The organism is Salinisphaera sp. T5B8 (assembly GCF_040361255.1).
Taxonomy (GTDB): Bacteria; Pseudomonadota; Gammaproteobacteria; order Nevskiales; family Salinisphaeraceae; genus Salinisphaera.
This window is the reverse complement of record NZ_APNG01000006.1, coordinates 101,989-125,994: the sequence shown is the minus strand read 5'-3', so window position 1 is coordinate 125,994 and position 24,006 is coordinate 101,989. Positions and strand designations below refer to the sequence as shown.

The following is a 24,006-nucleotide window of genomic DNA, read 5'->3' as shown; positions in this document are numbered from 1 at the left end:
GCGATTGGAACGCCCCGATGTTGACCCTGGATGCCCGAACCGCCCGCCGCAATCTGCCTTTCGATCGTCTGGTGCCGGCGCTGCGCGATGCCTTTATTGCCGGCTGCGAGGCGCCCGAGCGCCATCACCACCACGGTGTCGGTAATGCCGACGACAGCACGCTGCTGCTCATGCCGGCGTGGTCCGAGCGTTATATGGGCATCAAGGTGGTGAGCGTGTTTCCCGGCAACGGCCGGCGCGGCATGCCCGGTCTGCATGCCAGCTATCTGCTGTGCGATGCCGATACCGGCAAGCATCTCGCGCTGATCGACGGCGACCAGATTACCGCCCGGCGCACTGCCGCGGCCTCCGCGCTGGGCGCCTCGTATCTCGCCCGGGGCGATGCCAGCGAGCTGCTCGTGCTGGGCGCGGGGCGTATTGGTTCGCTCATGGCCCCGGCCTATGCCAGCGTACGGCCGATCCAGCGTGTGCGGGTATGGAACCCGACCACCGCGAATGCCGATCGGCTGGTACGCCAGCTCAACGACGACGGTTTCGACGCGCGTGTGGCCACCGATCTGGAAGCCGCGGTACGCACGGCGGACTGCGTGGTGGGGGCCACGCTGTCCACCGAGCCGCTTATTCGCGGCGCCTGGTTGCAGCCGGGCGTACATGTCGATCTCATTGGCAGCTTTTCGCCGGTCATGCGCGAAGCCGACGACGACGTATTCGCGCGGGGGCGCGTATTCGTCGACGTGTACGGCGCGCTGCATGAAAGTGGCGATCTGATCGAACCGCTACGCAGCGGCGCGCTCGCCGAGGCCGATATCCAGGCCGATCTGGCCGGCCTGTGCCGCAGCGACCATCCCGGACGCGAGCACCGCGACGACATCACCGTATTCAAGGCGGTGGGGACCGCGCTGGAAGACCTGGCCAGCGCCACACTCATCTATGAAGCGAGCCAGAGCTGATTTTCTATCGATAACGGGCCCAGCAGCCCGAAAAAGGGGGATTCCACCATGTTCAGTGCACTCACTCGCGGCTGTGTCCGCGTCTTCGACCGCTATCTGCCCGATCCACTGATCCTGGTGCTCATCATCACCCTGATCGTGTTCGCCGCCGGCATGATCTTCCAGGGCCACGGCCCGGTCGCCATGCTCGGATTCTGGCAGGACGGCTTCTGGAACCTGCTCAGCTTTGCCATGCAGATGGCGCTGATGCTGGTCACGGGCGTCACCGTCGCCAAGACGCCGCTGTTCATGCATCTGGTGGCGCGTATTGCCACGGTCGCGCGAACGCCGGTGCGTGCGGTGGTCATCGTGGCCTTCGTGTCGCTCGTGGTCACGTGGTTCAACTGGGGCATCGGCCTGGTCGTGGGGGCGATCCTGGCACGTGAACTCGCCCGCCGTGTCGAAGGCGTGGACTATCGTCTGCTGGTGGCCAGTGCCTATGCCGGCTTCATCATCTGGCATGCGGGGCTATCCGCCGCCGCACCGCTGGTGGTGGCCACGCCCGGGCACTTTCTGGAAGACAAGATCGGCCTGATCTCTACCAGCGAAACCCTGTTCAGCCCGCTCAATCTCATCATCTGTGCGGTCATCCTCGTGCTGCTGCCCGTGGTCTGCGGCTTCATGATGCGCGGCCTCAAGAACCCGGTCACGGTCAAGGCCGACCAGCTCACCGACGAGCCGACCGACGCGAAGCACGACGAAGAAACCCGCCCGGCCGAACGTCTGGAACAGTCCAAATGGTTGGCCTGGATCAGCGCCGCGCTCGGCTTCGCCGCGGTCATCGCCTATGCCGTGGGCGGTGGCGGCCTGAACCTGAATATCGTTATCTTCGTGCTCATCTTTCTGGGCCTGGCCCTGCACGGCAGCCCGAAACGCTTTCTGGAAACACTGGACGAAGCCGTACGCGGCGTGGCCGGCGTGCTCATCCAGTTCCCGTTCTATGCCGGCATCATGGGCATGATGAGCGCCTCCGGCCTGGCCGCCGAACTGGCCAACGGCTTCGTGAGCATTTCCTCGGCCGATACGCTACCGCTTGTCAGCTTCCTCTCCGCCGGTTTCATCAATATCTTCATTCCCTCCGGCGGCGGCCAATGGGCTGTGCAAGGGCCGATTCTCATCGAAGCGGCGCAATCGCTGAATGCCAATATCGGCAACGTGATCACCGGCTTTGCCTGGGGCGACGCCTGGACCAACATGATCCAGCCCTTCTGGGCGCTGCCCGCCCTCGCCATCGCCGGCCTCAAGGCCCGCGACATCATGGGCTTTTGTGTGGTCATCATGCTGGTTACCGGTGTCGCCATTGGCGCGTTGCTGCTGATCTAGACAAACCACCTGCGCGTCGCGCGCCGTTTGGCGCGGCGCCGCCGGCGGCACGCCGTAAAAACACGCCCGCCGTCCCCGTTGCGGTAACAAACGTAACCATTGGCCCGCATTGATTCGCCCCGAATCTGCGACCAATGACTAATCAAGGCCCGCTAACGCGGGTCTTTTCTTTGCGCGCGGTTTTATGGAATGTTCTCTACTCGGCCTCGCAGCTACGCCTGCGCCGGCCCAGCGCGCGGCACGCCGCGCGAGACGAGGGGAACATGAACTATCCAATCATCGCTGCGCTGGCGTTACTCGCCGGCGCCACCACGGTTGCACAAGCCGACCCCGCCAATGCGCTCGGCCGGGCGTTCGGCAGCTTCAGCAGCGGCGTCAGCCAGGCCGCCATGCAGCCGCTCATCAACAGCCAGCCGCAATGGATCACCATCGCGCCGCGTTCCAAGGAAGAATGCTTCGCCGAATCGAACGGTGTGATTAATGCCACCTTCGTGCGTTGCCGGCGTGGGCGTCAGGAGTTGACGCGGTTTGATGCGGCGGGGAATCGGGTGGTGTTGAGCGAGCGGGGGCTTCCGGAGTGGTAATTGCCGGGCGATGCGCTTTGGGTTTGTTGCGATAGCACAGAGAAGTACAGGGGCAAGGGGGAGTGATGAGGATCGTACGACTAGCAACGGCGCTATTTGGAACGCTAGCGCTTGTACTCAGCATGACCGGATGCGCGACGCTTTCCGGGCAAATGCAGCCGGTTACCACGCAGGTTGAGCTGCCGCGAGAAATCGAACGTGTCTATCTGCCGCCGTTTGATTATCCCGACGCATTTAGCTGCGTCAGCCGTAGCGGCATGATTCCGGTCGGTGGCGCGTATATCCCGACGCAAAACACCACCTGCTTCATGAATAGCGACGCTCGGACACTGCGCCAGTCGCTCATTTCGAGCCTTCAAGCGGATCCGCGTGTGGCGGTGATTGAGCAGATGCCTGCTAACGGCGATGGTGACGCTGCGTCGGCCACCCTAGAGGTCACTTTCAAGCAGCTGGGTTTAGCCAATACCTGGGACGGAGCGGCTTGCGAGATGGCCGGTACGGCCATCGTAAAGCGCAATGGCACAAGCCGACGCGAGGATTTCTCCATTCGCGAGCGTAGCCTGTTCGCGACCGTTACCGGTGCCAAGACAGAAGCCTATGCTGCGTTCTCAAAACAGATGACCGGCTTGATATCTGGCGATAGTGCGGCTGACAACGATTCAACAACCACGGATTAAGGGTTATGGACGCGTTTGCGGATCATCCATACTCACTTAATTCTTGTTCGGTCGATCCGTATTAGAGAGCGGTAGGCCGGGCTATGCAAAATGCAAGACACAACCCCGGCTCGCTTGACCCCGGCTCGCTGCGCCGTAGCGAATATATGCGCATAAACAGGTTGCTTACAGCGGGTTAATTCATGTTGGTCGCGCTGGGCAAACACACGACTACCCGTAACGCTGGCACGCACCGCGCAGCATGGCCTCAACGGATATCGAAAAATGATCACGAATATATGAGAATTCTCGTCGATTACGCGAATCTTCCACCTGCTTTAAAACAACCTGGAATTTGCCACGTTGTCGGAAAAATTCTCCAAGCGATAGACGCATCGAGCCTTACCGGAGCTCAAGGCGTAAATGTGAGACTGTACGGAGGTTGGTACGAAGGAGACGTGCTTTCTCGAGTCGCTCAAGACATTGCTAGTCAACTCGCCAAAGACTTTCCTAGGCCGTATCTGATACAGGACGAGAATGGAGTTAGGCGTATTCCGGTTGAAGTCGAACTTGCGCGCAGTATGATTATCGAGCCCAAAATTAATATGCTCCATACTTACCGACTACGTGGGTTCCCTGGGGGGTTAAAGTGTAGTCCGCCGCCCTACGAAGGTTGCGTTGCCGCGCACGCTTGTCCGCTCCAGCATTTACACGCGTTTTTGACCGACCGTCGCTGTCCCCACGTTGACTGTGAACTCCACCCTAAAAAAGTGCTTACGCGGGCGGAGCAGAAGCTAGTCGATACGATGTTAACCGCTGATCTAATTGACCTTGCCTCTAGCAATAGTGTGGTCGCTGTGGTCTCTTCAGACGACGATATGTGGCCAGGTATTCGCCTCTCGCTCGGTCGGGGAGCGAAGGTTCTCCATATTCACTCGAAACCTGGGCAAACGACGCCGCCTGAGTATCAAGTGGGTATCGGGAACAACTATGTTCAACTGAGGATTGCTCTATGAATGCAAAGGATTTCGCCAACGCCGTCTCGGCATTCGCAGATAGCTCGGTTGATGTCGATCTGCAGAAAGGCGAGCTCGTCGCGCAAATTCGTGATGAAATCGTCACAGCCCAAATAACGACTAATGAAGGCCAAATTCAAGTATCCGAAGACGGCGGCGAAAGTACGAGCGCTTATCGTTGGCTGACTAATCGTGTAGCCAGATTGCCACTCCTCGCAGATCGATTGCTCAGCGCAATACCTGAGGAGACGAATTTTGTCGATCCCGAGGGCTCGCTCTTGAGCCAAGATTTGGAAACCGCGCGGATCGATGAGACCGAGTCGAATAGAGCTTCAAACCAGATAATTGAATTCCTAGACCGCGGGCTCTTGGGAGTTTCAAAAGTCTTATATTTAACGTCTGATGCTGGTGAGGGAAAATCGACACTCATTAACCATATGGCTCGAGTTCAAGCCTCTCGATATAAGAAAGGGGAGGCCAATTGGCTTATAGTTCCGATCCATCTTGGTGGGCGCCCGTTCATGGCCCTTGACGATGTAGTAGCTGCCGATCTAACGAATAGATTCCGGTTCTTGATGTATTACGATGCGTTCACAGAACTTGTGAAGATGGACGCTATTGTTCCTGCGCTTGACGGGTTTGAGGAAGTCTTCCTGGAAACCGGGTCTGGTGAAGCAGTATCGGCCCTAGGCAATTTAATAAATAGGCTTCATGGTTCAGGGCGTGTTCTCATTGCAGCCAGACGGGCCTATTTCGAGGTTCGGAGCTTCGCGTCGCAAGCTCGTATGTTCGACTCGATTGGTGAAGATGCGGGGGCGGTGTTCGCAAGAGTCGCCTTGCGGCGATGGGACAAGGATAGGTTTCTGGCGTATGCAAGTAAAGCGGGGGTGCCGGACGAGAGGGAGCTTTACGATCTTGTCGAGAGAAGGTTGGGCGCGGACCATCCCTTGTTAACCAGGGCCGTGCTTGTCAAGAAGCTGGTGATCGAAGCGAAAGAGGGTGAACCAAATTCGTTGGTCGGTCGCTTAGGAACGAAGCCCGAAGATTATTTTTACGAATTTGTCGGCGCGATAATCGAACGAGAAGCTCATGCAAAATGGATTGATCGATCTGCCCGCGATACGGCTGCCTCGCCGTTGCTGTCAATACAAGAGCATCACGGCCTTCTAGCCTCCGTTGCGTTGGAGATGTGGAACACGCAATCTCACGCTTTAAGGTATGACTACTTAGATATGCTCGCGGATCTTTTCTGCACGGAACACAAAAAAGATGCTTCGACTACGCGACAAGTAAAAGAGAGGCTTCACCAGCATTCGTTGCTGACTACTGCGGAAGGATCTGCACGAAAACTCACATTTGACCATGAGGATTTTCGTGAATTTTACCTAGGGGAGGCGATGGGGCGGGAAATCGAAGGCTCCGGGATTACGTCTTTGAGCACACTTCTCGGCGTCGCGATGCTACCTGAACGCACATGTGATGCGGCGGTGGCGTTTTTAAAGCGCAAAGAGAAAGACTATCTAAAGTATGTAGATAAGCTATCTGAGATCGGTAAGTCGTCTCTTACTACGAGTTTTGAAAAGGAAAATGCCGGGGCTCTCGCGATTAGAATTCTCGATGGTTTGCAGTTAGATAGTTATTCTATTTCTGGCAACGCATTTCCAAATGGAGTAATGGCGAACAGGAAGCTAAAAGGCATAAACTTTTTTGAATGCAGCTTTAATAGCCAGGATTTTACGGGAGCCCGCATTTCGAGCTGCGTTTTCCATAGCTGTGACTTTGTGCGGCTAGATATACCCTCGACGAAGGTGGCATATGATAGTTCGATGCAAGATTGTCGCGTAGACGCTGTTTTTGAGCCTGATTCAGACGCAACGTTTTTCTCCCCTGGCGATATCCGTGGGAAGGTCGAAAAAATTGGTTTTAGTTTTAGCAATGTCTTGGACAAAGGCCAGTCGTGCCCTGAAGATGTTGAGCCGGATGAGCGGGTTGAAATAGCAATACAAGCGCTTCGAGCATTCATGCGGGCAACTCATCTAAACCAGTCTGTTTTTAAGCTTAGGCTTGGTCAGGCGTATGGTTTCTTTGAAAGTTCGGTGTTGCCGGCCTTGATCAAGCAAGGGGTGGTGAGGGAGATTGACTATCGCGGTTCTGGCGTACAAAGGCGATACAAACTTACCATTCCGATGAAGAATATAGAGCCGGCTATTAAGCACGGCGATGATTGGGATGAATTCATAAGGGTCTTAAATAATGGAGAATAGGGCGAGAGTGTATGAGGATCCGGGGACAGGGATTTAGGGACAGTATGAGATGTCCCGACTTTTTCGGACAGCCAGATCAGGGGTTAGTGGCTAGCTTACGTTCGTAGCTCTCCGGTGTTTGATAGTTCAGCGATTGGTGTAGTCGCTGTCGGTTATAAAAGACCTCGGGATCCGGTGACAGTATATTTAATTCGAGCATCGTGTTAGCGCGGTTTGCTCTGGTCGCGTATTCGATGGATTCAGATCTCGCTGTCCCCAGATCGCGCCAGGCCCTCGATAGCCGGCTTGGGCAGCCACGCGGGCGATCGGGTGCGGTGTACGGATTGCTCCCAAGCAGTCGTTATAATCGGCCGCCGATCCATAAAGCCGGCCCGCGGGGTTCTGCGCAGTGTCTGTTGCAGCCTGAGGCGGACTGGGATGCGCGATGACTCCTGCGTTTTTTGCATTGCTATTGGTGCTGGCTGTCAGCATTCCATGGTGGTTTCGCTACCAGCGCCACCGCCAAGTGTCGCGGCGGCTGGCCGCGCAGGATGAGGCCAATACGCTATCGCCGCGGGACCGGCTGGCCGTTGCCCTGGCGTATCCGCACGAGGTGCTGATCGATGGCCGCGTGCATGCCACGGAAGGCGAGTTCAGCGTCACGGCCGGTACGGGCTCCGACGGGCGAATCTACATCGGCGATCTATGGGTGCGCGTGCATGAAAGCCTGCTGGCGTCGATCGCGCCGCACTGCACCGCCCGCGTCGTACGTGCCTGGGACAAGTCGCTGGTGGTCGAGCTTAACGGCGTACCCGTGCTGCCCACGCTGGTGGCGGGCGATACGCTGCCGGAAAGCGACGCAGACCACTGCGTGCGACTGATGGGCGAATACCGTGAGAGCAGCGCCGATTTTCGCCTGCGTTTGAGCGACAGCGCTGTCGAAACCGGTGGCTTGCGGGTGATAAGCGCGAGCCTGATCGCTCTGGGCGCGGTGATCGTGATGCTGGCTGTGCCGAGTGTGCACCCGGTGTGGTTCGGGGCCGGCTGCCTGCCGCTCGTCTGGGGGTTGCTCGTCTATAGGCCCGGGTCGAGCGTGGGCATGTACAAGCAGGGCGAGCGCCTGTTTCGGGTGCGCGGCCGTGTGAGCGTGGCCGATTGTGAAGCGGATATACCGGGTAGCGAACGAATCGGCGAGCTAACCGGCGATGCGCAAGCGCGCATATCTCAGATGATGATTCACCAAGCGGCCACCGGGCCGGTGGTTAGCTCGGCCCAGCGGTGGCCGGTGGTGCTGATCGGCAATATCGTGTTTCGCTACCCCGAACACTGGCTCGAAACCCTGCGTGGGCGTACGCTGGTGGTCGCCGACGTTACGGTAACGCAGCAGGGGCGCGTGATCAGCCATGGGGCGTTGTCGCGCTACAACGAGCTGAAACGTTTTCCGCCCGTGGATTGGCGCTCGCATGCGTTGGTGGCCGGTTTAGCCATGGCGGCGATCGCTATCGCACTTGTCAGCGGCACGCGGGCCTACCGCATGCCCGTGGATCTTGCGACCAGTGCATCGGCGCTGGACTGGCTCGATCGGTTGCCGGCGACGCTGGCGTTTTATGGCCTGGCGGGGCTTGGCGTGTATCACGGTGTTTGTGCCGTGGTGCGGCTGTTGCGCGGGCGCAATCGCAGGGCGCGCCTCGCGCGCTGGTTGGATGCGCAATAATGCGCCGCGAACGCCGGTGGCCTGGTCGTGGCTGCGCACGAAACAGCGAGCCGCTTCGTCGCGTTAGCGCGGTGCTGGGCCACCGCGGCGAGTCTGATTAAGGGACAGTATACTTAACTCATGAACAAGCTAGCGGACTTTGCGCTAATCGCGCCGGGAAACTTGGATTAAGTATGCGGCCCAGCTGCGGGGCCTGGGCTTAAAGCGTAGCACCGCAAGTCGGTCACGCTTTGGCCTTGGCAAGGCTCCTCATACATTAAAAACCCCGCGGGAGAACCCGCGGGGCGTGCTAGGCGTCGAGCGGTGGCCCGGGGCCGCCAGTCTTCTCAGGAGGAGGAGTTGGCTTCGTCTGCGCGGGCGTCAGACGGCTCGGAAGAGTCGGACTGGTCCGAGCTTGCCGGCTCCGAATCGGTCTGTTCCGAATCGGCCTGTTCCGAATCGGCCTGTTCCGAGCCCGAAACGCTGTCGCTTCCATCCCCCGCTTGCGTGTTCGCGTCGTCGCGCGTGACGCGCCAGATGGCGTTTGTCAGGTCGTCGGCAACGAGGACTGCGCCATCCGGTGTGACAGTGACGCCGACGGGGCGGCCGCGGGTCTTGTTGTCTTCGGTGAGAAAGCCGGAAACGAAATCGACCGGGTCGCCCGCGGGTTGGCCGTCCTCGAACGGGATGAACACGACGCGGTAGCCGACGGGGTCGCCGCGGTTCCAGCTGCCGTGTTCGCCCACGAACACGCCGTTGGCGAACTCGCCGCCGACCTGCGCATTCGAGAAGTCGACACCCAGCGGTGCGTGGTGCGAGCCAAGGCTGTAATCGGGCGCGATGGCGGCTTTGACCTTGTCCGGGTTTTCGGGTTTGACGCGCGTGTCGACGTGTTGGCCCCAGTAGCTGTACGGCCAGCCGTAGAAGCCGCCTTCCTGCACGGTCGTGAGGTAATCGGGCACCAGATTCGGGCCGAGTTCGTCGCGCTCGTTGACCACGGCCCAGAGCTGGTTGCTATCCGGCTGGATGGCCAGATCGGTGGGGTTACGCAGACCCGTGGCGTAGGCGCGATGGGCACCGGTTTCGCGGTCGATCTCCCAGATTTCGGCGCGATCGACCTCGGCTTCCATACCGCGCTCGGTGATGTTGCTGTTGGAGCCGATACCCACATACAGATGCTCGCCATCCGCGCTGGCGGTCATCGCCTTGGTCCAGTGGTGATTGATCTCGGCCGGCAAGGACGTGATCAGTTCCGGCGCGCCGCTGGCCTCGAGCTGGCCCTCCTCGTAGTCGAAACGAACGAGCGCGTCCTGGTTGGCCACGTAGAGGTCGTTTCCGACCAGCGCGAGGCCATAGGGCGCATTGAGGTTGCGGGCGAACACGGTCTGTTTTTCGTAGGTACCGTCGCCGTCGGCGTCGCGCAGCAGGGTCAGCCGGTCGCCGCTGTCGACCGAGGTGGTGCCTTTGGATTTGATGATGCCGGCGATGAAGTCCTTCGGCCGCTTCTTGGGCGCTTTGCCGCCGCCCTTGCCCTCGGCGACCAGAATATCGCCATTGGGCAGCACGATCGTCTGGCGCGGAACCTTCAGATCGGTGGCGATGGCGGTGATCGTGTGGCCGTCCGGTACAGTCGGTTTTTCGTCGCCCCAGGGGGCCGGCTCCGGAATCGTCATGTTGGGCAGCAGGCCGCGCTGCGGTTCGGGCAGGTTCGGGTTGGGGCCGAACTGCTGGGCGGTGTCTGCGGCGTGCACGCTACCGGCGGCCAGTGCCACGGCCACCGCGGTGCTGTAGAGAATGGCTTGCGTTTTCATGAGCGGACTCCGCGACCGAGACGAGAAAAGCCGAGCAGCGTGGCGGCGCAGGAAAGCACGGCGACGGCGATCGAAAGCACGAAACCCGTGGGCATCATCGCCCAGGCATCGCGTGCATGGACCAGGGCGTTAATGAAGCCCAGAACCCAGGTCACCAGCAGTAACCCGAAATACAGAAGGTAGGTGCCGCGCTTGTCTGCGCGGAACAGGCCGATCAGCGCACACAGCATGGCGAAGCCGGTGAATACGAGCGCGCCGGCAATCAGCCAGGAGGCGAACGTGCTCCAGATAATGAGGTAGGACGTGGCGTAGCCGTAGTCGGCCAGCGCGGCGCCGAGAAAGAGCGGGAAGCTCCCGGACAGTAGCAGCGCATGAAGCGGATGAATGCCGCTTCGATACGGTTGGTGGGCCGTCGTCAAGACAGACTCCTGTGGGCGCAACCCAGAACGCGCTGCTGCGTCGGGTCTTGGTTACGCAAGTGGTTTCGGACCAGTGTATTAGGCGTGGCAAACCCCGCATAAAGTATTTCTATCTACGAGGGTGGCTGCGATCGCGATGCTGGGCGGCTTGGTGTAGGAACGGCACCAAGCCGTCGTCTGCCGTCCCTGCCGCGAAGCACCGGCTGGGAAATCCGAGCAGGCCGGGGACGCCTCAGTGCATTTAATTCAAGCGGCGGATTGACGCGCTTGGTACGGGGCGCGTTTTAGATGCGGCGTTACATAATACGGTGCCCAAATCGCGAGCCGACTTGCGCCCGGCGTCGCTAATACAAGGCTGAGTTGCCACGAAAAGGGGGATTTCGATGAGAATTGTATGGGTGGTAGTTGCGGCGCTCGTCATGACCGGTGCGCGAGCCTCGATTCCTTGCCGCAGAGCGCGGACGAGGCGGCGTTCGATGGCGAGCGTGGCAAGACGGGATGGTCCGAATACCAGAATGGTGATGTCTTTCAGGGCTATAACGGCGACCAGGTTTTCGAAGCCGCGAAAGTCGGGCTCAAGCAGACGGGGTTTGCGCTCAAGAAGGCGGATCGTTCGCGGGGTATGGTGTTGGGCGAACACGGTATTACCCCCTTCGACTGGAACGTCGTGGCTGGCGTCTATCTCAAGCAAGTGGGGGCTGATACTCGCGTTCACGTGGTCGCTGAAGGGTCGAAGGATGTCGGTTTCTTCGGCGACACGACATCGGCTGACTGGCCTCGCAATATCTTGAGGAATATGCGCGAGTATCTTTACGCGACGTATTGATCGCCAGGCTCGCGGCGGCATCTGTATATGAGCACGGGGTCCGAGGCGTCTGGCGCGCCGCTCCGGTCTGGGCATCCAGGCTCGCTCAGGTCGAATGGATAGGTCGATCCAGCAATTGGGCCGCCATCCGGCCTGCTTGCTGAATCGGCCCGGCGTGGCCTTCCCGCATGGCGGTGACGACAGCGCCGTCGAGTAGCAGCACCCACTGGCTTGCCTGTGTTTTGGCATCCGCGTGGCCGGCGGCGCGCAGTGATTTGGTGATCTGTTCGATCAGCGCGTGTTTGTGTGCGACGGCGATCTGGTGCCAGGGGCTGTTCCGGTCTGCGGCTTCCACCACCGCGTTGATGAATGCACAGCCACGAAAATCGTTCTCGGCGTAGCGCATGGCCATGGCGTCGAACAGCGCCAGCGGCTCGCCGTCGCAGGCCTCGAGGATGTCATCGAACATCTCTCGCCACGCGGCATCACGCCGGGCCAGTACGGCGGTAACCAACGCATCCTTGCTTTCGAAATGGCGATAGAACGACGCGCGTCCGACGCCGGAGTCTTCCAGCAGGCGATCGATCCCGACCGCCTGAATACCGTGGCGATAAAACAGGCCCTCGGCGGAATCGAGTAGGCGTTCCCTGGCGTGCGTGGGCATGTCGGCCAGATTAGTCCAACAGCGAGCCTATTGGAACCGATCGGTTCCATCTTGTATAAACGGTACTGAATGGTTCCATTTTGCTTTGGATGGACAACTGCCCATGGCCACGGCGATCGCTTCGCTCGCGCTAACCGCCGCACTCATCCTCGGTTCGCCGGGGCCGGCGCCCATAGCGCTTGCGGCGTCGAGCGCGACGTTCGGCCTGCGCCGTACGCTGCCGTTTTACCTTGGCATCATGACCGGCCTTGCACTCGTAGCCCTGGCTGCGGCTGCGGGGCTCGGGGCCTTGTTCAGCCAGTTTCCCAACCTGCGGCGTGTTCTGGAGGCGGTCGCGGCGCTTTATATCGTTTATCTCGCCTACCGGATCGCCACGGCTTCGCCACCAGGCGATCCGGCGAATGCCGGCGGTGCGCCGCGCTTTCGAGACGGCGTATTGCTCAACGTGCTCAATCCGAAGAGCTACGCGGCGTTTCTTGCCATCTTTTCGCAGTCGCTACTGCCGATTGAGTCGCCGCTCTGGGCGTACGGCCTGACCGCTGGGACATGCCTTGGAGTGGCGGCATCGACCAACCTCGTGTGGATGGCGAGCGGCCAGCTGCTCACGGCGTGGCTGCGCCGCCCACGCGCGGCACGCGTGATACGTAGCGTGCTCGCCACGGCCATGGTCGCGGCGGTGTTTTGGGCGATGTTCGGTTAATACGGGCCGTGAATGGATTGGCGGCTGCCTTGCGTCGTATGCAGAATAAAAGCCTTGGCCGCGAACGCCCGTTGGCGCGCTTCGGCTGGTCACGGCGCTTTTAGGGTTCGCACTCAGCGCCTTGCGCTTCACATTGCCTGGTATCTGTGATGTCCATTGCTTTGACCGTATTTCAGGCCCGCGCGGGTGATCGTAATGATCTCGCCATCCCGGGCGCCAAATCGATCGGCGAGGTATTGGCTACAGAACTCGGCATCCGTGCGTCCCCCATCGGAACGCCGGAGAAAGCGCTCGATGCCCACTGGCGTATCGAGCTTGACCAGGCGATGGCGGCCTTGCGAGGCATCCAGACTCATTTCGAGCGGGTGATGGCCGAAGGTCATAGGCCCTTGTCTGCCACAAGTCGTTGCGCGGTGTCGCTGGCGACTATTCCGGTTATTGCAAAGCATCGACCGGACGCCTGCATTGTCTGGTTCGACGCGCATGGCGATCTGAATACGCCGGATACGTCCGACAGCGGCTATTTAGGTGGCCTGGCCTTGGCAGGGCCCGCCGGTTTATGGGATTCGGGCCTCGGTGCGGGGCTGGCGCTTCACAACATCATCCTCGTGGGACAACGAGACCTCGATCCCTATGAGATCGAGTTGATCGATACGGGGCGTGTCACGCATATCAAACCCGGGGCCGCGTTTGTCGCGCAACTCGAAGCCGCAGTCGCCGGACGCCCGGTTTATATTCATCTGGATTGCGATGTGCTTGAGCCAGGCATTGTTCCAACGGACTATGTGTGTCCGGAAGGGCTATCCCTGCAAGATATTCACGAGGCCTGTGTTGCCTTGGCGCGCAGCGAGGTGATTGGCGTCGAGATCGCGGAATTTCAGAATGCGTGGCGCCCCGAGCAAAGCCCCGTCTCGCCAGCGCCGTTAATCGAAGCACTCGAGCCCGTGATCGATGCGCTCAAAAGCGAGCCGACGCAGACTCGCTAGCCATTCGTTAATGCCAGCGCTGCTGCGTGACGTGGCCGACTCGGGCGTTCGGCGAATCAGGCAGTGCCTGGCGCTTGGCGCGTGATGCGGCGAAGATCGGGCTGCCATACGCGGCCGCGCAATGGGGTATCTTTGCTATTCGAGCGGGCGGATGTTGGGGGCGGGGATGGTTGGACGCGTGCAATGGGCGGTGGCATTTGCGGTATGGGCGATCGGTAGCTGGATGCCGCTTGGCGCGCAGCAAACGGATGCAGAATTCGAAAGCCGTCTCGACGGGGTGATTCGCAGCGCCTGCCATGGCTACATGATCGACGCGTTGCCGGATATGCTTTCGGGCGCACGGGATTGGCTCGACGAGAATTCGCCGTTTTGTCGAGAGGTACGCAGCTTGCCTGACGACCAGCCGCTGGTACCGACGATCGAGGCATACGATGCCCTGGACGATCGGTCTATCAGCGCGCTGCGTCGTTATATGAGTGCGGATAACGAGATCGTGGTCGAATGCGGGGACTGGATGTGTCAACACGTGCGTATCGAGGCGCGTGATGCCGGCCATCCCGTCGATCAGGCTGCCTATCGCCGGGTGGCAGCGTATTGCGATGAAAACTACGAGTGCATCGAGCGCTGGTTCGACAGCTGGCCGCGGGCGTTGCCGGCGCCACAGGATTCGACCCAGGCGCAGGCGCCGATGAGCCTGGAACAGGCACGCGCGGTGGCGCAGGAACAATATATCGTGATCGATATGGCCTGCCAGTGTTCACTCGAGGCCTGGGGCTGTTATGTCGCGCCGGCAGGGCAAGCGTCGCGTATTGCATCCGAAGTGGAAGCAGCCCGCCGTCGCACCTGTATCACGTGGCATAACGAAGAAATGATGGCTGCGGAACCGACCACCGCCGCCCAGGCGCAGGCGAGCGCACAAGGGTACGCACACGCGCTGGCGGCCGTTCGACAACACGACGCGCGTGCGCTGGCCCACGGCGCCTCGATGGCCGGGCAGGGTGGTACACGACGTGGGGCCGCGACGACACAGTCGGCGCCTCAATCGGCCCAGCGCGGCGGCGCCAGCGACCATTCGCTGAGCTGTTACGACCCGCGTGCCGAAGTCTGTGTCGACTACCGTCTTGCCGGCAGTCAGGATGTGGCGCGCTTTCGCGACCAGTGCGTACGCGGCGGCAACCGGGTTCTGCCCGGCGGCTGCGATCAAAGCGGGCCCAGCTGCAGCATGCGCAGTGGCGCGCGTAGCCAAACCACCTACACGTACGCAACAGACCCCGCGCTCGTCCAGCGGGCGTGTATCGCAAACGGTGGCCGGTTTTCGCGATAGCGTGTGAACAAACGGCGGGCGGTTTTGACGCGTTCGCAGAGATTCGTGCACTGACGCCGGACGGGATCGGTCGCGTTTCGATTGCGACTTAGTGATCGGCGGCCGACTGCGCCAGCCGGAAGTGATCGAAAATCCAGTGTTTGACCGTTGTGGCGGCAGCACTTAACGGCGACTGGCGGTTGTGCACCAGAAACAGGTGGCGTCTGGCCGGCAGGGTGGTTTCGAATACCCGGCAAAGACGCCCGGCCGCCAGCGCCGGCCCGCCCAGGACCGGGTCGGTAAGCCAGATGCCCAGATCGCTTTCGGCGGCCTGCATGGCGAGCATGGAATGGTCCGAGTAAAGATTGTCCGTCGGCTGACCGGTCAGCCCGGCCTGCTGGATCATCCGCTGCCAGTCCGGGTGCAGGTGGTCGTGCAAGAGCGTCGTGCCGGTGAGGTCTGCTTGCGCAAGCCGGGGGAAGCGCTGCCGATACGCGGGGCTGCATACGGCCATGACCTGCAGTGTTGCCAGACAGCTGCTGTGGAAAATCGGATCGGCTTCGGGCAGGTAGCGGATGGCCAGATCATGGTCCGTGCCGTCGAGCGTGGACAGCAGCGATGAGGCATGCAGTTGCAGTTCGATGTCGGGGTGGTCCTGGCGAAAGGCGGCCAGTTTGGGCCCGAACCGGATCATGGCGAAGCTCGGCGGCAGGGTGAGCCGGACGGTCCGGCTGCGATTGATGCGCTGCATGGACACCGTCACCCCGAGCACCTCCGACAACGGCGGGTAAATACGTCGGTAGAACGAGTTGCCGGCTTCCGTAAGCGTGACCTGACGTGCGCTACGCACAAACAGCGGCAAGCCGAGCCACTCTTCCAGCGTCTTGATCTGTTGGCTGACGGCCCCCGGCGTGACGGACAATTCGTCGGCCGCCTGCTTGAAGCTCAGCGAGCGGCGGCGACGCAGAAGTAATACAGGGCTTTCAGGGGCGGCTGGCTCATGGCTTAGAAAACCTTATTCAAGCGGGTAAAAAATATCGTTTGCCCGTCGATTCGGGCCTGTTGAGAATAGATCAATTGATTCTGGAACGGACAGGAGCCTGGCATGCGTTTCCCCCGCCTGAGCGCATCTGCATGGATCACCCTGGGCGCGGCCTCGCTGCTGCTGATGTTTGCCTTTGGTTTTCGTGCCAGCTTCGGTCTGTTCGTCGAGCCGATCGCGGACGCCAACCAGTGGGGTCGGGATGTGATCAGCCTGGCGCTGGCCATCCAGAACCTCGCCTGGGGCGTGATCGCCGTGCTAGCCGGTGGCCTGGCGGATCGTTTCGGGAATACGAAGGTGCTGGTCAGCGGCGCGCTGCTCTATGCCCTGGGGCTCTGGTTGACCGCGGGCGTGGACTCGGTCTGGACCCTGCAGATGGGGGCGGGCGTACTCGTGGGCGCGGGTATCGCCGGGACCGGTTTCGGCATCGTGCTGCCGTTGATGGCCAAGGCGGTGAGCGAGGACGATCGGCAGTGGGTTCTGGGTGTCGGCACGGCGGCAGGTTCCATGGGGCAGTTTCTGATCGTGCCCATGGCCCAGCAGCTGATCGATCTGTTCGGCTGGATCGGGGCGCTGAATGCCATGTCGCTCATGGCCATGGGGATGGTCATCCTGATCATGCCGCTGGCCCGACGGGTACGGCCCGAGCCGACAGCACCGGTGAGTGCTGTCAGCGCACAGGATTCCTTCGCCGCCACCGTGGGCCTGGCTCGCGGGCATCTGTCCTACTGGTTGCTGACGCTGGGATTTTTCGTCTGCGGGTTCCATCTGGCTTTCATCACCGTGCATTTTCCGGGCTACCTCACGGACAACGGTTTCGATCCGGATGTGGCGGCCTGGGCGATCGGGCTGATCGGGCTGTGTAACGTGGCCGGGGCGATGGTGTCGGGTTACATCTCCGGTCGGGTGTCGATGAAACGCCTGCTGATGTTCATCTATATCGCCCGCGGCATCGTGACCGTGGCCCTGCTGGTGTTGCCGCTATCGCTGACCTCCGTGCTCACCTTCAGTTGTCTGACCGGCTTTCTCTGGCTGGCGACCGTGCCACCCACGACCGGACTGGTGGCGACCATGTTCGGCACCCGCTACATGGCCACGTTGTACGGCGTGGTGTTCCTCGGCCACCAGCTGGGCAGCTTTACCGGCGTCTGGCTGGGCGGCTGGATCTACGAACGCACCGGCCATTACGACGCCATCTGGTGGACCAGCGTCGTGCTGAGCCTGGTCGCGGTGGCGATGCATTGGCCGATCCGCGAGCACCGGGTGGCCAACCTGGCCCCGACCGCGGCCTGAGGTCTAGCCCGGGCGGCGTATCCGGTCGCCGTGTTCGGCCGGTCGCGGGCTTGCACGGTCGCTGACACGAGGGCGCGCATGCCGAGTTGCGCCCGGCCCGCCGTCGAGAACGGTCAATCGGATAACCGATGAGTACGCCGGTTCGTCTTGCCGGTCATGTTCGGCAACGGCCGTTCCACCTTGGTTAGCGAACGGCTCGGAGGCTGATCCAGGTCAATTCGATGGATAGCCAGACTTCATACGATAGTTAAGTCTGAGCCCTGGATCGTGCCGCCAAGACAGGAGTGTTCGCGCCATGCCGAAAAAGACAGTGCCCGGTTTCGATATCCCGACGACTGCGCCGGACGGTTTCGAGCACGAGCCGGATGCCACGGCGGGCTACTGGCATCATCGCCCCGACAATACCTTGCCGCCGCCCGATTTCATTGGGCCCTATGCACGACATCGCCCGTTGCCCACGCCGGGCGTCGAAGACAGAAAGGCGTGGATCATAGGCGGCGGGATTGGTGGCCTCGCGGCAGCCTTCTATCTGATCCGCGACGGCCACATGCCGGCTTCCAACATCACGGTGCTGGAAGAGATGGATATCGAAGGCGGCTCGATGGACGGCGCCGGCGATGCGCGGCACGGCTACATCATCCGCGGCGGGCGTGAAATGAACTGGAACTACGACACGCTGTGGGACGTGTTCCAGGACGTGCCGGCTGCGGAACTGCCGGCAGGCTATTCGGTGCTCGATGAGTACCGGCTCGTCAACGACAACGATCCGAACTACTCGAAGGCGCGGCTCATGCGCAATCGGGGCGAGATTCTGGACTTTACCGATTTCGGTCTGTCCACCGCGCAGCAGTGGGAAATGATTCGCCTGATGCTCAAGCGCAAGGAAGACCTCGATGACATCACCATCGAGGACTACTTCAGCGCCGGTTTTCTAAAGAGCAATTTCTGGGCGCTCTTTCGCACCATGTTCGCCTTCAAGAACTGCCACAGCCTGCTCGAAGTCAAACTCTACATGCACCGGTTCCTGGATTCGGTGGACGGTTTTGGTGATATGTCGGTTCTGGTGTTTCCCAAGTACAACCAGTACGACACCTTCATCAAACCGCTGGCCGATATGCTGCGTGAGAAGGGCGTGCAATTTCAGTTCTCAACGCGCGTGCACGATCTGGAACTCGACATGGCCGGCACGTGCAAGACCGTGACCGGCATCGATTGCCGCGTTGCCGGCGAGCCGCGCCGGATTGATATCGGCGCAAACGATCTCGTTTTCGCCTTGACCGGGTCGATGACCGAAAACACGGCCTATGGCGCGCTCGATACGGTGCCGCAGCTGGATGTCGGCCGACACGAGCCGGGCGAGCACAGCGGCTGGGCGCTGTGGCGTAAGCTGGCCAAGAAATCACCGGTTTTCGGTTGTCCCGAGAAATTCTATGGCGACACCGACCGCTCCATCTGGGAATCGGCCACGCTGACCTGCAAGCCCTCGCCGCTGGTCGATAAAATCAAGACGCTTTGTGTCAACGACCCGTATACGGGGCGCACGGCGACAGGCGGCATCATCACCTTCACGGATTCGAACTGGCTGCTGAGCGTTACCTGTAATCGGCAGCCGCATTTTCCGGATCAGCCCAAGAACACGCTCGTGCTGTGGGTATACGGCCTGTTGATGGACCAGCCCGGCAACTACGTCGAAAAGACCATGCCGCAATGCACCGGCCGAGAGATTCTCGCCGAGCTGTGCTACCACTTGGGTATCGAAACGCAGCTCGAGGAAATCGTGGCCCACACGAAAGTGCGCACCGCCTTGATGCCCTATATCACCGCGCAGTTCATGCCGCGCGCCGCAGGCGACCGGCCGGCAGTGGTACCGCAGGGCTGCACGAACCTGGGCCTGATCGGGCAATTCGTCGAAACCCGGAACGACATCATCTTCACCATGGAGGCGTCGGTACGCACGGCCAGAATTGGCGTCTACAAGCTGCTCAACATCCCCAAACAGGCGCCGGACATCAGCCCCACCCAGTACGACATCCGCAACCTGATCAAGGGCGCGCGTGCCTTGAACAGTGGTCAGCCATTTCCCGGCGAGCGGCTGTTGCATCGGTTACTCGAGCGGACCTACTACGCCCATATTCTGCCGCCACTTCCCGAGAAGAATGCATCCAAATACGATGCGGTCGAAGGCGAAATCGACGCGCTGACAGCCAAGGCCGGCGACGCACTCAAGGGCGTGGCGTCGTGGGTGACGAGCTTCCGAAAGCACTTCGACAAAAAACGGGAATGAGCTTGGGGGGCGCGTTGAATTGAAACGCACACGAGGCTGCTCTTGGGCGATGCACTCAAGCGCGATCGCGTGGATAAGGCAATCGAAGACGCTGCCAGCGCCGCCGTGGCGGCGTTGCGGCCCCACGGGCGGCCACTGAATTGCGTGAGTACGAGGCGGGCATCGCCACGCACATCCCGCCGCGCGCCGAGCCGTAGACGCGACAGGACACCAACGTCAGTCCGACGGCGGCCGGGACGTTCGCTGCACCGCCCGGGTGCGTGACGCATAATTCGCGGCTTTGCTGTGCGTGCGTTGGTCCGTGCCTCGCGTATGGAATCGCGCACTGCAGGGCGGGGATATCGGTTTCAGGTCGGCACACCGGGCCGGCGTGTCGCTCCCGGTATCGATATTGGCCTCGCAATGCCCAACAACTACCGCGGAGAGTCGCTCGTGTCTGCTTCACGTATTCGTCTGCTGTGCTTCGTACTGCTGGCCATCGGTCTGGCGTATTGGTTGCTGCCGATGCTGAGTGCCTCGGCTGCCTCGCCAGATATTAAATCGCTGTCCGAAGTGCCCGATGGCAAGCGCCATCCGCAGTGTCTGCCGTTTAAGGACCAGGAGCGTCTGGGCGGGCGGTGTTACAACCTGCACGATGTCGGCGCTCCCACGCGCCAGCAGGTCGAGCGCTTCGATATGCAACTGGACGAAGAGGGCAAGCACATCACTGCCTCCGGCTTTTCCGATATCACCGGTTACTTTCGCGATATTCAGGTGATGCCGTCCGGCGAACTGGTCGCCGTCGGCGGGCGTGGCCTGAAACTGGCCCATAGCGATGCCGAGGCACGCCATTGGACCGTGGATTCGTTTTCGGGCTTTGCCGACGGCGTGCTCGGTCTGGCGATGCGCCCGGATGGCCAGGGCTATGCCGTCGGCCAGAATGGGGGACTGATTTTCGAAACCCGTAACGGCGGTCGCGACTGGGAGCCGTTCAACCGTGTGTTCGACGATCCGCGCGCGCCCGAGATTGAACAGCTGAACGTGCCGATGGGGCTGTTCGACGTCGCCTACGCTGACGATACCACCGTGGTTGCGGTCGGCTACGAAAGCCTGTTGCGCACCACCGACGACGGCCAAGACTGGCAGCGTGTCGAGCTACCCGTGCCGATGGACGACGTCAATCTGCAGGAAGTCTTGTTCACCGGCCCCGAGTTGGGCTGGACCGTCGGCAGCGGCGGTACCGTGTTGCGCAGCGACGATGCCGGCGCGAGCTGGCAGGCCGTGGATATCGGCGCCGAGGACGCCCACCTGACCACGGTCGACTTCGTCGATGCCCAGCACGGCTGTATCGGCGGCGGAATGAGCGTGTGGTGTACGCGCGACGAGGGCAAGACCTGGCAGGCCACCAAACTCGAGTTGCCCCGGCCGGTCATGTACGAGCCCGAGGTTGGTGTCTTTCGCCTGCGTTTTCGCGATGCGAAGCGGGGCTGGCTGATTACCAACGATGGGCTGGTCTATCGCAGCGACGACGGCGGCCAGAACTGGACGCTATGGCTGGATCTGACCCGGCCGGGGCGCACCGATACCGGCAGCGTCAAGCTCGCGGGCCTGGCCCTGGGCAAGAAACGCGTCTGGGTGGTGGGCTCGGGCACCCTCAAGCCCGGGCCGGACGCCGATCCGCGATGGGATACGCAACGCTCGCCGATTCTGCTGTCGTGGCCGCTGGATCCCTGAGCTCAGCTTGGGCGTAGCGCCGAGGTGATCAGCCGGCTGGCGATCCGTATGGGCGGATCAGCGATCGGCTAGCCTTGCGCGCCCGGCAGCGGCAGCTCGGCGATGTGTCGGGCCTGCTCGTCGGGTACGCCCAGCGCCTGTAGCACCATCTTTGCGGCGATACGGTCGGCGTGTTCCACCGGGCCTTGTTCGACCAGCAGGTTCATCGCGCCCAGGGTGGCGGAGATGACGATGCTCATGGCCATTTCCTCGTTGGCGTAGTGGAAATCGCCCTGTCGATGGCCGGCCTGGAGGTCGGCGCGCAGATAGCTGCCCAGCGCCGAGCGCATGCCTTCGGCGTAGCGCACCACGCTGATGAGCGCGCGCGTCCAGTCCGGGTCGCTGAGTGCTTTGTTCATGAAGGTGCGTACGGCGATGCACAGGCGTTCGGCGCCGCTGTCCACGGCTTCGCTGGCGACCAGGACCTGTTCCGATAGCTGGATCGCCAGCTCCAGGCCGACCGCTTCGAGCACCTGCTCGCGCGAGCGGAAGTAGTTGTAGATGGTGCCGTTGGACACCCCGGCTTCTTCGGCCAGGGCGTTGAGTGCCAGACCGCCCACGCCGGCCCGGGCATAGATGCGCAGGGCCGCATCGAGCAGTTGTTGCCGGGTGCGGGCTTTTTTCTTGTGGCCGCGGGTCAGCTGCGACTTTTTGCGCGTATTGGAATGGGCGTTAGTGGCCATGAAACGGTTCGGTGAACGGCTCGGAAAACGCCATGATACTGGGAACGTTTCAATATTGAGTAGCCGTCAGCGTCAGCGCTTGCAGGCACTGCTCCACGATACGGTTAGCCTGCGTTGCCGGGCCGTCATGCAGGATGACGCGATCAGGGCGGCAGACGAGCACATGGCCGCGGGCACTGCCCTGGACCAGGCAGTCGGAGAGGTCTTCGGCAAAGGCGATGTCGCTTGTCGCGTGCTGGCCGCGCAGGCCCACATGCACAAAGGCGCCGCCGTGGGCTTGCCAGCGGGCCTGGGTGGCAGCGTCGAGCCCGGCACGGGGGTCGATGCCGAGGCCGATGAGGGTGAGATGGTCGCCGAGCACGTCGTCGCTGAGCCGAATGTTGCCCTCGTGGCGCACCAGCCCCTGGGCCAGGGTGGCGCCCCGGGTGATGTCTTTGTGGCCGCGGCCCTTGACCAGAAAGCCGTGTCGGACACGGTTGGCTGGCTTGATTTCCAGTTCTTCGAGCTGGCGGCGCAGCCGGGGCACCAGGCGGCCCAGACGCATGGCGCCGTGCACGGTAATGGCCGTGAAACGGCTGCGGGGCATGACCAGGCCGCCCATGAGCTTGGCCAGGCGGATCATCTTCCTGGCGTGGGGGCGGCGCTCCGTGTCGTAGCTGTCGAGCAGGCTCGGCGCGGCCCGGTCCTTGACCACCCAGGCCAGCTTCCAGCCAAGGTTGGCCACGTCCCGCAGCCCGGCCACCAGGCCCTGACCGACGAAGGGCGGCGTGATATGGGCGGCGTCGCCGGCGAGAAACACCCGGCCCTGCTGGAAGGCGGTGCAGCAGCGTGCGTGAAAGCGATACACCGCCTTGCGTTCCACTACCAGGTCTTGCGGGGCGACCCAGGGGGCCAGCAGTTCGGCGACTTTTTCGGGGCGTTCCATTTCTTTATGGGTTTCGCCGGGCTGCAGCATGAATTCCCAGCGTTCGCGGCCACCGGGGGCGGGCATGTGCGGGGTCGGCCGCGCGGTGTCGCAGAGGAATTCCACGTGGTCGATGGCTTTGCCCTCGCGGGCCTTGGCGTCGACGATCAGCCAGTCTTCCGGGTAAGTCTCACCTTGAAAGGCCTGTCCGATCAGAGCGCGCACTGTCGAACTGGCGCCGTCCGCGCCGACCAGATAGCGGGCGCTGATCTCATGGGGGTGGCCGTGCCGGTCCGTCAGATGAGCGGTCACGCCGGTATCGGACTGGCGCAGGTCCACTAGCGTATAGCCATCGCGAAAGCGCACGCAGGGGTAGGCGGCGACTTGCCGTCGCAGGGCGCGCTCGAGGTCCGGCTGGTAGAAGGTCACCAGTTTGGGGTGGCCGTCGATGGTGCCGGCAGTGTTCGCATGGCCGAACTCGCCAAGGTAGGGGCAATGCATCTTGACTTGCGGAATCGCGATGCGCTCGAAGGCGTCTTCGCCCAATCCGATCATTTGCAGAATACGCAGCGCCTCGTTATCCAGCGCAATGGCTCGGGGTGATAGCCACACCTGCGCCACCGGGTCCACCGCCAGCGTGTTCACGCCGTAACGGCCGAGCAGGACGCACAGCGCCGCGCCCACCGGCCCGTATCCAATCACCAGCACATCCGTGGTGCCGGGCAGCGCGTCGTGGTCGGCCATCGCGATCTCACCTATTCCGAGAAGACAGGCACGGCCGGCCGATGAGGGTGGCCGGCGTCGAGTACAGCGATGGTTTTATCCGTTATTGACATTTATTTCAATATTGAATTTA

General features: G+C 61.6%; 19 protein-coding genes. 13 read left to right on the top strand and 6 right to left on the bottom strand.

Features of this window, described 5'->3' with window-relative positions; translation table 11 throughout:
• The first annotated feature begins 17 nt into the window (after nucleotides 1-17).
• From lhpI to T5B8_RS07280, 6 genes are all read left to right on the top strand, one after another.
• On the top strand, nucleotides 18-950 hold the full coding sequence (lhpI, locus tag T5B8_RS07305; protein ID WP_353177513.1) for a bifunctional Delta(1)-pyrroline-2-carboxylate/Delta(1)-piperideine-2-carboxylate reductase: 933 nt from the start codon (nucleotides 18-20) through the stop codon (nucleotides 948-950).
• A 48-nt stretch (nucleotides 951-998) separates the two neighbouring features.
• Nucleotides 999-2,312 (top strand): short-chain fatty acid transporter, encoded by a 1,314-nt coding sequence (locus T5B8_RS07300; RefSeq protein WP_353177511.1) that lies wholly within the window; start codon nucleotides 999-1,001, stop codon nucleotides 2,310-2,312.
• A gap of 263 nt (nucleotides 2,313-2,575) precedes the next feature.
• Nucleotides 2,576-2,896, top strand: a complete 321-nt coding sequence (locus T5B8_RS07295) for a hypothetical protein (RefSeq protein ID WP_353177509.1) — start codon at nucleotides 2,576-2,578, stop codon at nucleotides 2,894-2,896.
• Between the two features lie 65 nt (nucleotides 2,897-2,961).
• The gene (locus T5B8_RS07290; protein WP_353177508.1) at nucleotides 2,962-3,573 is read left to right on the top strand and encodes a hypothetical protein; all 612 of its coding nucleotides are present in this window, start codon (nucleotides 2,962-2,964) and stop codon (nucleotides 3,571-3,573) included.
• 991 nt (nucleotides 3,574-4,564) lie between these two features.
• Complete coding sequence (locus T5B8_RS07285) at nucleotides 4,565-6,832, top strand: NACHT domain-containing protein (RefSeq protein ID WP_353177506.1); 2,268 nt, start codon at nucleotides 4,565-4,567, stop codon at nucleotides 6,830-6,832.
• Nucleotides 6,833-7,256: 424 nt separating this feature from the next.
• Nucleotides 7,257-8,525 (top strand): hypothetical protein, encoded by a 1,269-nt coding sequence (locus T5B8_RS07280; protein ID WP_353177504.1) that lies wholly within the window; start codon nucleotides 7,257-7,259, stop codon nucleotides 8,523-8,525.
• A 326-nt stretch (nucleotides 8,526-8,851) separates the two neighbouring features.
• Here T5B8_RS07280 and T5B8_RS07275 read toward each other — a convergent pair whose 3' ends face one another.
• Together T5B8_RS07275 and T5B8_RS07270 are read right to left on the bottom strand one after the other, a co-directional pair.
• Nucleotides 8,852-10,315 carry a PQQ-dependent sugar dehydrogenase gene (locus tag T5B8_RS07275; protein WP_353177503.1) on the bottom strand — a complete coding sequence of 488 codons (1,464 nt, stop codon included), beginning with the start codon at nucleotides 10,313-10,315 and terminating at the stop codon, nucleotides 8,852-8,854.
• Nucleotides 10,312-10,734: a DUF2231 domain-containing protein gene (locus T5B8_RS07270; RefSeq protein WP_353177502.1), complete on the bottom strand. Its 423-nt coding sequence runs from the start codon at nucleotides 10,732-10,734 to the stop codon at nucleotides 10,312-10,314. Before T5B8_RS07270 ends, T5B8_RS07275 begins: the two co-directional genes overlap by 4 nt.
• 445 nt (nucleotides 10,735-11,179) lie before the next feature.
• Between T5B8_RS07270 and T5B8_RS07265 the strand changes: the two genes are divergently transcribed.
• Nucleotides 11,180-11,560, top strand: coding sequence for a hypothetical protein (locus tag T5B8_RS07265; protein ID WP_353177500.1), 381 nt, complete (start codon nucleotides 11,180-11,182; stop codon nucleotides 11,558-11,560).
• 85 nt (nucleotides 11,561-11,645) lie between these two features.
• Here T5B8_RS07265 and T5B8_RS07260 read toward each other — a convergent pair whose 3' ends face one another.
• The gene (locus T5B8_RS07260) at nucleotides 11,646-12,203 is read right to left on the bottom strand and encodes a TetR/AcrR family transcriptional regulator (protein WP_353177499.1); all 558 of its coding nucleotides are present in this window, start codon (nucleotides 12,201-12,203) and stop codon (nucleotides 11,646-11,648) included.
• Here T5B8_RS07260 and T5B8_RS07255 point away from each other — a divergent pair.
• The 3 genes from T5B8_RS07255 to T5B8_RS07245 all read left to right on the top strand — a co-directional run bounded on the left by T5B8_RS07255 (nucleotide 12,202) and on the right by T5B8_RS07245 (nucleotide 15,213).
• Nucleotides 12,202-12,903, top strand: a complete 702-nt coding sequence (locus T5B8_RS07255) for a LysE family translocator (protein ID WP_353177497.1) — start codon at nucleotides 12,202-12,204, stop codon at nucleotides 12,901-12,903. The genes T5B8_RS07260 and T5B8_RS07255 overlap by 2 nt on opposite strands.
• A gap of 149 nt (nucleotides 12,904-13,052) precedes the next feature.
• Complete coding sequence (locus T5B8_RS07250) at nucleotides 13,053-13,889, top strand: arginase family protein (RefSeq protein WP_353177495.1); 837 nt, start codon at nucleotides 13,053-13,055, stop codon at nucleotides 13,887-13,889.
• A 166-nt stretch (nucleotides 13,890-14,055) separates the two neighbouring features.
• Nucleotides 14,056-15,213 carry a hypothetical protein gene (locus T5B8_RS07245; protein ID WP_353177493.1) on the top strand — a complete coding sequence of 386 codons (1,158 nt, stop codon included), beginning with the start codon at nucleotides 14,056-14,058 and terminating at the stop codon, nucleotides 15,211-15,213.
• A gap of 88 nt (nucleotides 15,214-15,301) precedes the next feature.
• Here the strand turns inward: T5B8_RS07245 and T5B8_RS07240 are convergent, their stop codons facing one another.
• The gene (locus T5B8_RS07240) at nucleotides 15,302-16,114 is read right to left on the bottom strand and encodes a LysR substrate-binding domain-containing protein (RefSeq protein WP_353177492.1); all 813 of its coding nucleotides are present in this window, start codon (nucleotides 16,112-16,114) and stop codon (nucleotides 15,302-15,304) included.
• A gap of 183 nt (nucleotides 16,115-16,297) precedes the next feature.
• Here T5B8_RS07240 and T5B8_RS07235 point away from each other — a divergent pair, with 183 nt between their 5' ends.
• From T5B8_RS07235 to T5B8_RS07225, 3 genes are all read left to right on the top strand, one after another.
• Nucleotides 16,298-17,527 carry an MFS transporter gene (locus tag T5B8_RS07235; RefSeq protein ID WP_353177490.1) on the top strand — a complete coding sequence of 410 codons (1,230 nt, stop codon included), beginning with the start codon at nucleotides 16,298-16,300 and terminating at the stop codon, nucleotides 17,525-17,527.
• A gap of 295 nt (nucleotides 17,528-17,822) precedes the next feature.
• Complete coding sequence (locus T5B8_RS07230) at nucleotides 17,823-19,811, top strand: oleate hydratase (protein ID WP_353177488.1); 1,989 nt, start codon at nucleotides 17,823-17,825, stop codon at nucleotides 19,809-19,811.
• 432 nt (nucleotides 19,812-20,243) lie between these two features.
• A complete protein-coding gene (locus T5B8_RS07225; RefSeq protein ID WP_353177487.1) occupies nucleotides 20,244-21,524 on the top strand; it encodes a WD40/YVTN/BNR-like repeat-containing protein in 1,281 nt (426 codons plus the stop codon).
• A 68-nt stretch (nucleotides 21,525-21,592) separates the two neighbouring features.
• On the opposite strand, the gene T5B8_RS07220 is transcribed toward T5B8_RS07225, so the two are convergent.
• The gene (locus tag T5B8_RS07220) at nucleotides 21,593-22,246 is read right to left on the bottom strand and encodes a TetR/AcrR family transcriptional regulator (RefSeq protein WP_353177485.1); all 654 of its coding nucleotides are present in this window, start codon (nucleotides 22,244-22,246) and stop codon (nucleotides 21,593-21,595) included.
• Between the two features lie 49 nt (nucleotides 22,247-22,295).
• Entirely contained in the window at nucleotides 22,296-23,894 is a 1,599-nt protein-coding gene (locus tag T5B8_RS07215) for a bifunctional 3-(3-hydroxy-phenyl)propionate/3-hydroxycinnamic acid hydroxylase (protein WP_353177484.1), read from the bottom strand.
• Nucleotides 23,895-24,006: the final 112 nt, after the last annotated feature.